General features: G+C 73.0%; 12 protein-coding genes. 10 read left to right on the top strand and 2 right to left on the bottom strand.

The window, feature by feature from the left end; translation table 11 throughout:
- The coding region (gene lpxK, locus GE300_RS14080) for a tetraacyldisaccharide 4'-kinase (protein ID WP_233417025.1) at positions 1 to 965 on the top strand (965 nt) is incomplete at its 5' end.
- Here lpxK and GE300_RS14075 read toward each other — a convergent pair.
- Together GE300_RS14075 and GE300_RS14070 are read right to left on the bottom strand one after the other, a co-directional pair.
- A complete protein-coding gene (locus GE300_RS14075; RefSeq protein ID WP_154447199.1) occupies positions 962 to 1,642 on the bottom strand; it encodes a DsbA family protein in 681 nt (226 codons plus the stop codon). The two genes, lpxK and GE300_RS14075, sit on opposite strands and share 4 nt — an antisense overlap.
- Positions 1,643 to 2,182: a DUF721 domain-containing protein gene (locus GE300_RS14070; protein ID WP_154447198.1), complete on the bottom strand. Its 540-nt coding sequence runs from the start codon at positions 2,180 to 2,182 to the stop codon at positions 1,643 to 1,645.
- Positions 2,183 to 2,271: 89 nt separating this feature from the next.
- Here GE300_RS14070 and GE300_RS14065 point away from each other — a divergent pair, with 89 nt between their 5' ends.
- From GE300_RS14065 to cobM, 9 genes are all read left to right on the top strand, one after another.
- The gene (locus tag GE300_RS14065; RefSeq protein WP_154447197.1) at positions 2,272 to 3,315 is read left to right on the top strand and encodes an A/G-specific adenine glycosylase; all 1,044 of its coding nucleotides are present in this window, start codon (positions 2,272 to 2,274) and stop codon (positions 3,313 to 3,315) included.
- A 172-nt stretch (positions 3,316 to 3,487) separates the two neighbouring features.
- Positions 3,488 to 3,712 carry a DUF6732 family protein gene (locus GE300_RS14060; RefSeq protein WP_154447196.1) on the top strand — a complete coding sequence of 75 codons (225 nt, stop codon included), beginning with the start codon at positions 3,488 to 3,490 and terminating at the stop codon, positions 3,710 to 3,712.
- Positions 3,709 to 4,884 (top strand): sirohydrochlorin chelatase, encoded by a 1,176-nt coding sequence (locus GE300_RS14055; RefSeq protein ID WP_154447195.1) that lies wholly within the window; start codon positions 3,709 to 3,711, stop codon positions 4,882 to 4,884. Before GE300_RS14060 ends, GE300_RS14055 begins: the two co-directional genes overlap by 4 nt.
- Positions 4,881 to 5,516: a precorrin-8X methylmutase gene (locus tag GE300_RS14050; RefSeq protein ID WP_325063239.1), complete on the top strand. Its 636-nt coding sequence runs from the start codon at positions 4,881 to 4,883 to the stop codon at positions 5,514 to 5,516. Before GE300_RS14055 ends, GE300_RS14050 begins: the two co-directional genes overlap by 4 nt.
- Entirely contained in the window at positions 5,513 to 5,938 is a 426-nt protein-coding gene (locus GE300_RS14045) for a CPCC family cysteine-rich protein (RefSeq protein ID WP_325063238.1), read from the top strand. Before GE300_RS14050 ends, GE300_RS14045 begins: the two co-directional genes overlap by 4 nt.
- Positions 5,935 to 7,131 (top strand): precorrin-6y C5,15-methyltransferase (decarboxylating) subunit CbiE, encoded by a 1,197-nt coding sequence (gene cbiE / locus GE300_RS14040; RefSeq protein WP_325063237.1) that lies wholly within the window; start codon positions 5,935 to 5,937, stop codon positions 7,129 to 7,131. The genes GE300_RS14045 and cbiE overlap by 4 nt, the downstream gene beginning before the upstream one ends.
- The gene (gene cobI, locus GE300_RS14035; protein WP_154447193.1) at positions 7,128 to 7,829 is read left to right on the top strand and encodes a precorrin-2 C(20)-methyltransferase; all 702 of its coding nucleotides are present in this window, start codon (positions 7,128 to 7,130) and stop codon (positions 7,827 to 7,829) included. The genes cbiE and cobI overlap by 4 nt, the downstream gene beginning before the upstream one ends.
- The gene (locus GE300_RS14030) at positions 7,816 to 9,615 is read left to right on the top strand and encodes a cobalamin biosynthesis protein (protein WP_154447192.1); all 1,800 of its coding nucleotides are present in this window, start codon (positions 7,816 to 7,818) and stop codon (positions 9,613 to 9,615) included. Before cobI ends, GE300_RS14030 begins: the two co-directional genes overlap by 14 nt.
- On the top strand, positions 9,612 to 10,376 hold the full coding sequence (gene cobM / locus GE300_RS14025; protein ID WP_154447191.1) for a precorrin-4 C(11)-methyltransferase: 765 nt from the start codon (positions 9,612 to 9,614) through the stop codon (positions 10,374 to 10,376). The genes GE300_RS14030 and cobM overlap by 4 nt, the downstream gene beginning before the upstream one ends.
- The last annotated feature ends 80 nt before the right edge of the window (positions 10,377 to 10,456 follow it).

The raw sequence follows: 10,456 nt of genomic DNA, 5'->3' as shown, positions 1-10,456 counted from the left end.
CGCCGGACGCGCCGGGGCTGGCGGCGCGGGCGCTGGCGCCGGCGGCGGCGCTGTGGGCGGCGCTGACCGCCCGCCGGGTGGCGCGGCCGCCGAAGCTGCGGCCCGGCGTGCCGGTGATCTGCGTCGGCAACCTGACCGCGGGCGGCACCGGCAAGACGCCGGTGGTCTCGGCGCTGCTGGAGCATTTCGCCGAACGCGGCATCGCCGCGCACGCGCTGTCGCGCGGCTATGGCGGCAGCCTGCCGGGGCCGGTGCGGGTCGATCCCGCGGCGCACACCGCCGCCGAGGTCGGCGACGAGCCGTTGCTGCTGGCCGGCTTCGGCCCGGCCTGGGTAGCGCGCGACCGCGCCGCCGGCGCGGCGGCGGCCGAAGCGGCGGGGGCGCGGGTGATCGTGCTGGACGACGGTTTCCAGAACCCGGACCTGGCCAAGGACCTGAGCCTGCTGGTGGTCGACGCCGAGGCAGGCTTCGGCAACGGACGGGTGATCCCGGCCGGGCCGCTGCGCGAGCCGGTCGCCGCCGGGCTGGCGCGCGCCGACCTGGTGCTGCTGCTGGGCCCGGCGCCGGCGCGGGCGCGGGTGCTGGCGCAGTGGCCGCAGCTGCGCGCGGTGCCGCTGGCCGAGGGCTCGCTGCAACCGCTGCCGACCGGAATGTCGTGGCCGGGCCTGCGCTGCCTGGCGTTCGCCGGCATCGGCCGGCCCGGGAAGTTCTTCGCCTCGCTGCGCGCCACCGGCGCCGAGGTGGTGGCGACGCGTGCGTTTCCCGACCACGCCGCCTACAGCCGCGCGGTGGTCGAGCGGCTGCTGCGCGAGGCGGCCGCGCTGGGCGCGCAGCCGGTCACCACCGAGAAGGACGCGGTGCGCCTGCCCGCCGACCTGCGGCCGCAGGTCCTGACCCTGCCGGTGCGGCTGGCGCTGGCCGAACGCGGCGCGCTGGACGCCGCGCTCGGGGCGCTGGCGCTCTAGCTGCCCAGCGCCTCGTCCAGCCGGGCGGCGAACTCGTCATAGGGCATGTTCGGCTGCTTCTCGCCGTCGATGAAGAAGGTCGGCGTGCCCTCGACCTGGTCGGCCTCCATGTTCTTCTGGAACTCGGCGACCAGTGCCTCGGCCCAGGCCTGGTCCTGCACGCAGTCCTGCATCGCGTCGTCGGTCAGCCCGGCCTGGCGGCCGATCGCGAACATCGCCGCCAACGCCTCCTGCGCGGTCTCCTTGCGCGACCAGTCGCCCTGCTTCTGGTACAGCCGGTCGACGATGCCGAAGTACTTGTCGGCGCCGCCGCAGCGCGCCACCATCGCCGCCCACAGCCCGAGCCGGTCGAAATAGACGTCGCGCACGATGAAGCGGACCTTGCCCGGCTCGATGTAGTTCTGGTTCAGCCGCGGGTACACGTCGGTCTGGAACCGTGCGCAGTGCGGGCAGGTCAGCGAGGCGTATTCGATCACCGTCACCGGCGCGTCCTCGGCGCCGGTCGCCATCACCTCGACGGTGCGGGCCGCGGTCCCGGCTTCGGCGTCGGTTCCGGCGCCGGTGTCGGTTCCGGTGTCGGTGGCGGCATCCTGCGCCCACGCCGGCAGGGCCGGCGCCAGGCCGGCGACGAGGCCGGCGCGCAGCAGCGCGCGGCGGGTGGGTCGGACAAGGGTCATTCAGGTCTCCTTCGATGGCGACCCGGTGCGGGTCATCACGTTCTGTCCAAGAAGCTCCAGCGCGCGGCGCAGCCCGTCGTCGCCGACGCCCGCCACCGCCTGCGCGGCCTGCGCCTGCACCTTCGGGTCCGGGCGTGGCGCGGCGTCGGGCTTCGGCGCCAGGAAGGCGGCCTGCGCCTCGGCGAAACCTTGCCCATCCTCCTGCGCGATGCGCACGCGGCTGATCGCGTTGTAGCCGTAGCAGGCGTTCACCCGCTGGCGAATCGTCTCGGCCTGCATCTGCACCTCGGGCGCGCGGGCGCCGTCGCAGGCCACGGTCAGCGTCGCCCCGAAGCCCTCGCGGGTGTAGCTGACCTTCAGCGGGCGGGCGACCTGCGCCAGTTCGGGACCGACGATTTCCGCCCAGCGGGTCAGAAGGCGCGTTTCGGCAAAGCCGCGTTTGGCCGAGGCGCCCTGGATGCGCTGGCCCAGCAGCGCGCCGGCCTGCGTGAAGCGGCGCACGCGCTTCGCGGTCGGGGTCTGCTTGCCGGTCTTGCGCATCGGGTCGGGCCTCGCCAAGGGTGTGGGGCGGATTCTAACGTCTGTGGAGCGGACCACCAGCCCCAGCCTGTCGTGAAAGGCAATAACACTTGCGTGACCCTTCCCCCCGAACGTTGCTGGACTGGTACGACCGCCATGCGCGCGCCCTGCCGTGGCGGGTGCCGCCGGGCAGCGCGCGGCGCGCCGATCCCTACCACGTCTGGCTGTCCGAGATCATGCTGCAGCAGACCACGGTGGCGGCGGTGGGGCCGTATTTCGCGAAGTTCACCCGGTTGTGGCCGATGGTTGCGGATCTGGCCGCGGCCGAGGATGCCGAGGTCATGTCGGCCTGGGCCGGCCTGGGCTACTACGCCCGCGCCCGCAACCTGCTGAAGGCGGCGCGCGTCGTCGCCGGCGCGCATGGCGGCAGGTTTCCGGACACCGAGGCCGGGCTGGCCGAACTGCCGGGGATCGGGCCGTACACGGCGGCGGCGGTGGCGGCGATCGCCTTCGACCGGCGCGCGGTGGTGGTGGACGGCAATGTCGAGCGGGTGATGGCGCGGGTGCGCGACATCCGCACCCCGCTGCCCGCCGCCAAGCCCGAGATCAAGGCCGCCGCCGCGAAGCTGACGCCGGATGTCCGGCCGGGCGACTACGCCCAGGCGGTGATGGACCTGGGCGCGACGATCTGCACCCCGCGCAACCCGGCCTGCGGCATCTGCCCGTGGCGGGACGCCTGCGCCGGGCGGCTGTCCGGCAGCGCGCCGGACCTGCCCCGGAAGGCACCGAAGCAGGCCAGGCCGGTGCGGCAGGGCATCGCCTATCTGGCCCGGCGCAGCGACGGCGCGCTGCTGCTGGAGACGCGGCCCGGCCGCGGCCTGCTGGGCGGCATGCTGGGCCTGCCGGGCACCGAGTGGGCCGAGGCCGCGCCGGAGCCCGCGCCGCCGCTGGACGCCGACTGGCGCCGGGCCCCGGTCGAGGTGCGGCACACCTTCACCCATTTCCACCTGCGCCTGACGGTGATGGCGGGCGAGGTGCCGGCGGGCACGGCACCGAAGTCCGGCGCGTTCCACCCGGCCAGCCATGCCGCGGGCGACGCGCTGCCCACCGTGTTCCGCAAGGCGCTGAAGGCCGGGCTGGCGGCGCTGGATTGAGCATTGCCGGGGCAGGGCGCGGCTGCTACGCAGGAGCCGACGATGCCGAATGGCTGAGCGGAAGATCTGGGACCGCGCCGACCCAAGCAGGGGGTGCGGGGGATCGTCGTCGAGGGCGCCCGCGGGCGCCCCGTTCGGCCATGCGGCGCTTTGACAGGAAAGGCCGCCGCCGATGACGCTTCCCCGACTGACCGTCGCCGCCGTGTTCGCGGCAGGCCCCGCGCTGGCGGATCCGGGCCATATCGTCGATGCCGCCGGGCACGACCACTGGATCGCGCTGGGCGCGCTGGGCGTCGCCATCGGCCTGGCCGCCTGGGCCGGGCTGCGCGGGCGCAAGGGCAAGCACGCCGAGACCGGGGACGGTGACGGCGCCGCCGAGGAGGCCCCGGCGCGATGACGCCCCGATCGACAGGCAAGGTCGGGGTGATGATCTGCGGCCACGGCTCGCGCAGCCAGGCGGCGGTGGACGAGTTCGCGACGCTGGCACGGCAGCTGCCCGCCTATCTGCCGCCCGAGTGGCCGGTGGACTACGGCTATCTCGAATTCGCCAACCCGGTGATCCGGCAGGGGCTGGACAATCTGCGCGAAAATGGCTGCGACCATATCCTGGCCGTGCCGGGCATGCTGTTCGCCGCCATGCACGCCAAGAACGACATTCCGACGGTGCTGAACACATATGCCGCCGAGCATGGGGTCAGGATCGACTACGGCCGCGATCTGGGCGTCGACCCGCGCATGATCGCCGCCGCCGCCGGCCGGATCGAGGACGCGCTGGCCGAGGCCGACAAGCAGGGCGCGGTGCCCCGGCACGAGACCTGCCTTGTCGTCATCGGCCGCGGGGCGAGCGACCCGGACGCGAACGCCAACGTCTCCAAGGTCGCGCGGCTGCTGTGGGAGGGCATGGGCTTCGGCTGGTGCGAGGTCGGATACTCCGGCGTCACCTTCCCGCTGGTCGAGCCGTGCCTGGAACACGCCGCCAGGCTGGGCTATCGCCGCATCGTCGTGTTCCCCTATTTCCTGTTCACCGGCGTGCTGATCAACCGCATCTACGGCTTTACCGACATGGTGGCCGGGCGCACCCCGGGCACCCAGTTCGTCAAGGCGGGTTACCTGGGCGACCACCCCAAGGTGCTGGAAACCTTCGCCGAGCGGGTGACCGGGATCCTGTCCGGCGACACGGCGATGAACTGCGGCATGTGCAAGTACCGCGCGCAGGTGCTGGGCTTCGAGGCCGAGGTCGGGATGCCGCAGGAAAGCCATCACCACCATGTCGAGGGGCAGGGGGCGAGCGCGCCCGGCTCCAACGTCGCCGACTGTGCGCTGTGCGACCATTTCTGCACCGGCGCGTGCCGGCTGGACATGGATCACCACCATCATCATGACCACGATCATGGCGATGGCCACGGGCATCACCACCATCACCACGCGCACGATCACGATCACGATCACGGGCACGGGCATGATCACGGGCATGATCACGGGCACGGGCACCACCACCCGCCCTATCCGCACGCCGACCACCCGCTGGGACCGGAGAGCGTGCGCAAGCACCTGAAGGCCAGGGGGTGATCGACTACGTCCGCGACCCCAAGGCGATCTATGCGCAAAGCTTCGCCACCGTGCGGGGCGAGGCGGCGCTGGACCGGTTCGCGGCGGACGAGGCCGAGCTGGCGGTGCGGCTGATCCACGCCTGCGGGATGGTGGATGTCGCCGAGACGCTGGTGGCCGCGCCCGGCGTGGTCGCGGCGGCGCGGGCGGCGCTGGCCTCGGGCGCGCCTGTGATCTGCGACTGCAGGATGGTCGCGGGCGGGGTGATCCGGCGGGGGCTTCCGGGCAACGAGGTGGTGACGGCCATCGACGACCCGCGCGTGCCGGACTTGGCGCGGACGATCGGCAACACCCGCTCGGCGGCGGCGACCGAGCTGCTGGCGGACCGGCTGGGCGGCGCGGTGGTCGCCATCGGCAACGCCCCAACCGCCCTTTTCCGCCTGCTGGAACTGCTGGACGAGGGCGCCGATATGCCCGCAGCCATATTCGGCTTTCCAGTCGGCTTCGTCGGCGCGGCGGAATCCAAGGCGGAACTGGCCGCCCACCCGCGCGGCGTGCCGTTCGCGACATTGCCGGGGCGGCGTGGCGGGTCGGCGATGGCGGCGGCGGCGGTGAACGCGGCGGCGCTGGGGCTGCGGGGGGACGGAACGTGATCGCGCCGCTGCCCGACTACATGGCCCCCTTGCGCGACCGGATGGAACAGGTGCCCGGCCATGCGGGCAAGCTGTACTGGAAGCTGGGCGAGCGGTTCCTCTGCCCCTGCTGCCACCTGCCGACGCTGACCTTCCGCGAAGGCTATGACTGCTGCGCCGTCTGCTGGTGGGAGGATGACGGCCAGGACGCGGCCGACGCCGGCGAGGTGCGCGGCGGGCCGAACCACCGGTATTCGTTGACCCGTGCGCGGCAGAATTTCCGCGACCACCTGGACATGTACGACACGGGGCAGGGGATCCGCGTGGTCCGGGAGCCGTCTCCGGCGCGGCTGTCGTTGCTGGCGCATGTACGCCGGCTGGTACAGGGAGAGATCCCGGTGGACGTAGGCGAGCTGGAGAACGTGATGAGGGCCTGCCGGTGACCGCCTGGCTGGATATCGTCGGCATCGGCGAGGACGGGATGGACGCGCTGACCCCCGCCGCCCGTGCCGTGGTCGAGGCCGCCGAGGTGATCATCGGCGGCGACCGGCATCATGCGCTCAGCCCCAACGTCACGGCAAGGCGGCTGTCCTGGCCCTCGCCCTTCGATGCGATGATCGACGAGATCCGGGCGCACCGGGGTCAGCGGCTGGTGATCCTGGTGACCGGCGATCCGCTCTGGTACTCGGTCGGGGCGCGGATCCTGCGGGCGATCCCGGCGGATCAGGTCACGTTTCACCCGCAGATCTCGGCCTTCCAATGGGCCGCCTGCCGCATGGGCTGGAGCCTTGCGGATGTGGAAACCCTGACCGTGCATGGCCGCCCGGTCGAGCAGGCGATCCCGTTCTTCGCCCCCGGCGTGCGGCTGCTGATGCTGACGCGGGACGGGGGCACTCCGGGCGAGGTCGCGGTGCTGCTGACCGAGGCCGGGCTGGGCGACAGCAGGCTGACGGTGCTGGGCGCGCTGGGCGGGCCGCGCGAAAGCCGGGTGGACGGGGTGGCGAAAGCCTGGGCCGCCGACAGCCCGGATTTCAACACGCTGGCGGTCGAATGCGTCGTCACCCCCGGCGCGCGGGTGCTGCCGCGCGGGCCGGGGCTGCCGGATGACGCGTTCGAGCATGACGGCAAGATGACCAAACAGGAGGTGCGGGCGCTGACCCTCGCCCGGCTTGCGCCCCGCCGCGGCGCGGTGCTGTGGGACGTGGGCTGCGGCTGCGGCTCGGTCGCGGTGGAATGGCTGCGGCTGGCGCGCGACGGGGTGGCGGTCGGGATCGAGCCTCTGGCCGGGCGGCGGGCGATGGCGGCACGCAACGCCCAGCGGCTGGGCGCGCCCCGGTTGCAGTTGATCGAGGGCCGCGCGCCCGAGGCTCTGGACGGCCTGCCGCGCCCCGACGCGGTGTTCCTGGGCGGCGGGCTGTCGGATGCGGCAATCGACGCCGCCGTCGCGGCGCTGACCCCGGCAGGGCGGCTGGTGGCGAACGCGGTGACGCTGGAATCCGAGGCGCTGCTGATCGCCGCCCATGCCCGGCTGGGCGGGACGCTGACCCGGCTTCAGGTTTCGCGCGCGGAACCGGTCGGCCCGTTCCGGGGCTGGAAACCGATGATGCCGGTGACACAGTGGGTGTGGGCGAAATGAGCGGGACCCTCTACGGCGTGGGCGTCGGACCAGGCGATCCCGAATTGCTGACACTCAAGGCGCACCGGCTGATTTCCTCTGCCGTGACCGTGGCCTATCCGGCGCCGGACTCGGGCGCCAGCTTCGCCCGGTCGATCGTCGCCGCGTTCATCCCGAAAGCTGCGCGCGAGATCCCGATCGTGATCCCGATGCGAAGCGAACGCTTCCCGGCGCAGGCGATCTACGACCGCGCCGCCGACGAGATCGCCGAGGCGCTGCAGCACGGCGATGTCGTCGTGCTGTGCGAGGGCGATCCGTTCTTCTACGGCTCGTTCATGTACCTGTTCGCCCGGCTTGCCGGGCGGACGCCGGTTCGGATCGTGCCCGGCGTGACCTCGATGACCGCCTGCGCGGCGGCGGTGCAACGGCCGCTCTGCGCCCGCAACGAGGTGCTGAGCGCCCTGCCCGCCACCCTGCCCGACGACGAGTTGCGCGCGCTGATCGCGCGGCCCGGCGCGCTGGCGATCATGAAGGTCGGGCGGCACCTGCCGCGCGTGCGCGCCCTGCTGGCCGAGGCCGGGCTGGAAAGGCGCGCGGCCTTTGTCTCTCACGCCAGCCTGCCGCACCAGCAGGCGATGCCGCTGGCCGAGGCGCCCGATACCGCCCCCTATTTCTCGATGATCCTGGTTCCCGGAGACGACCCGCATGCCGGTTCCTGACAAGACTCCCGCGATCGTGACACTGACCGCCGGCGCCGCGCCCCTGGGCGAACGGCTGGCCGTCGAACTTGGCGGAGATCTGCACCGGCTCGGCGCCCGCGGCGTGGCCGACCAATTGCGCGGCCTGTTCGCCGCCAGCCGGCCCATCGTCGGCGTCTGCGCCGCGGGCATCCTGATCCGCACGCTGGCCCCGCTGCTGGGCGACAAGCGCGCCGAACCGGCGGTGGTGGCGGTGGCCGAGGATGGCTCGGCCGCCGTTCCGCTGCTGGGCGGGCACCACGGCGCGAACGCGCTGGCGCGGCGGATCGCCGACCTGCTGGGCGGGGCGGCCGCGATCACCACGGCCGGCGATCTCGGCCTCGGCGTCGCGCTGGACGAGCCGCCCGAGGGCTGGCGGCTGGAGAACCCCGAAGATGCCAAGCCCGTAGCCCGCGCGCTGCTGGACGGCGCAACGGCAACCCTGTCCGGCGAAGCGGCATGGCTGGGGGAGCTGGCGGTACGCCGGGTGGCAGCCCCGGACGAACATGCGCCCGTGGTACTGACGGTTGCGGGGCTGCCCTCGCTGGTCTGGCGGCGGCAGGACCTTGCGATTGGGGTGGGCTGCGCCCGGAACGCGGATACCGAGGGGCTGATCTCGCTGGCGGGCAGGACGCTGGCCGAGGCGGGGCTGTCGCCGTTCGCGGTGTCCTGCGTGGTGTCGCTGGACCTGAAGGCCGACGAGGCCGCCGTGCATGCGCTGGCCGCGCATCTGGGCGTGCCCGCACGCTTCTTCCCCGCCGACGTGCTGGAGGCCGAAACGCCCCGGCTGGAAACCCCGTCGGACGTGGTGTTCACCGAAGTCGGCTGTCACGGCGTCAGCGAGGGCGCGGCGCTGGCCGCCGCCGGGCCGGATGGCGCGCTGATCGTGCCGAAGCAGCGCACAACCGAGGCGACCTGCGCCGTGGCGCGGATCGGGTCCGCCCCGCAACAGGGTCGGAAGCGGGGCAAGGTCTCGGTCGTCGGGATCGGGCCGGGCGATGCGGGCTGGCGCACGCCGGAGGCGACCCGGCTGATCGCCGAGGCGGACGAGCTGGTGGGCTATGGTCTCTACCTCGATCTGCTGGGGCCGCTGGCGGCGAACACGCCGCGCAAGACCTTTGCGCTGGGCGAGGAGGAGGCCCGCTGCCGCCATGCGCTGGAGTCGGCGGCGCAGGGGCGCGACGTGGCGCTGGTCTGCTCGGGCGACGGCGGGATCTTCGCCATGGGCGCGCTGGTGGCCGAACTGCTGGACCGCGACCCGGACAAGGGCGGCGTCAGCGATGCCGCGCGGCGGGTGGAGATCGTCAACGCGCCGGGGATCTCGGCGCTGCAGGCGGCCTCGGCCCGTGCCGGGGCGCTGCTGGGCCACGACTTCTGCGCCATCAGCCTGAGCGACCTGCTGACCCCGCGCGAGGCCATCGTCAAACGCCTGCGCGCCGCCGCCGAGGGCGATTTCGTGATCGCCTTCTACAACCCCGTCTCCCGCCGCCGCCGCACCCTGCTGGAGGAGGCGCGGCAGATCCTGCTGACGCATCGCCCTGCGGGAACGCCGGTTCTGCTGGCCTCGAACCTCGGCCGCCCGGACGAGAGGCTGACCCGCCGGACGCTGGCGACGCTGCAGACCGGCGAGGTCGACATGCTGACCGTGGTGCTGATCGGCGCCAGCCAGAGCCGTGCCTTCCCGACCGGAGACCGCTCCGCCGGGGCCGGGGGCTGGCGGCTGTACACCCCGCGCGGCTATGCCAAGAAACTGGAGAACGCGGAATGACGGTTCATTTCATCGGCGCCGGGCCGGGCGATCCGGATCTGATCACGGTCAAGGGCCAGCGGCTGATCGCGGAGTGCCCGGTGTGCCTGTATGCCGGGTCGCTGGTGCCCGAGGCGGTGGTGGCGAACGCGCCCGAGGGCGCGCTGGTGATGGACACCGCGCCGATGACGCTGGACCAGATCCTTGCGCAGATCGAGGCCGCTCATGCCAGGGGGCAGGACGTGGCGCGGGTGCATTCGGGCGATCCGTCGCTGTACGGCGCCATCGCCGAGCAGATCCGGCGGCTGAACGCGCTGGGCATCCCGTTCGACATCGTGCCGGGCGTGCCCGCCTTTGCCGCCGCCGCCGCCGCGCTGGGGCGCGAGCTGACGGTGCCCGAGGTCAGCCAGACGGTGATCCTGACGCGCACGGCGATGAAATCCTCGGCCATGCCCGAGGGCGAGGATCTGGACACGCTGGGCCGTTCCGGCGCGACGCTGGCGATCCACCTGTCGATCCGCAACCTGCTGGAGGTCGAGCGCCGCCTGACCCCGCATTACGGCGCGGACTGCCCGGTGATCGTCGCCTATCGCGTCGGCTGGCCGGACCAGAGCTTTGTCCACGGCACCCTGGCCACGATCCGCGACAAGGTCCGCACCGCCAAGCTGACCCGCACCGCGCTGATCTTCGTGGGCCGCGCGCTGGACCCGTCGCAGGGCTTTCCGGACAGCGCGCTTTACGATGCGGACCATGTTCACATCCTGCGCACGAAACGCGGCTGACCGGGCGCCGGGCTTGGCTGGGGTCGGCGGACCCCCTATCTTCGGGGCAAGGCGTATGCTATGCGCTGCCGCTTCACGCC

Source organism: Halovulum marinum (assembly GCF_009697225.1).
Taxonomy (GTDB): Bacteria; Pseudomonadota; Alphaproteobacteria; order Rhodobacterales; family Rhodobacteraceae; genus Halovulum; species Halovulum marinum.
Note: the sequence above shows the minus strand (reverse complement) of the source record. Positions and strands in the feature narration are given on the sequence as shown.

Excerpts from the sequence above, each read along its gene's own strand:
- GE300_RS14075 (WP_154447199.1), bottom strand. The coding sequence starts at position 1,642 with ATGACCCTTGTCCGACCCACCCGCCGCGCGCTGCTGCGCGCCGGCCTC.
- GE300_RS14070 (WP_154447198.1), bottom strand. The coding sequence starts at position 2,182 with ATGCGCAAGACCGGCAAGCAGACCCCGACCGCGAAGCGCGTGCGCCGC.
- GE300_RS14060 (WP_154447196.1), top strand. The coding sequence starts at position 3,488 with ATGACGCTTCCCCGACTGACCGTCGCCGCCGTGTTCGCGGCAGGCCCC.
- GE300_RS14055 (WP_154447195.1), top strand. The coding sequence starts at position 3,709 with ATGACGCCCCGATCGACAGGCAAGGTCGGGGTGATGATCTGCGGCCAC.
- cobI (WP_154447193.1), top strand. The coding sequence starts at position 7,128 with ATGAGCGGGACCCTCTACGGCGTGGGCGTCGGACCAGGCGATCCCGAA.
- GE300_RS14030 (WP_154447192.1), top strand. The coding sequence starts at position 7,816 with ATGCCGGTTCCTGACAAGACTCCCGCGATCGTGACACTGACCGCCGGC.
- cobM (WP_154447191.1), top strand. The coding sequence starts at position 9,612 with ATGACGGTTCATTTCATCGGCGCCGGGCCGGGCGATCCGGATCTGATC.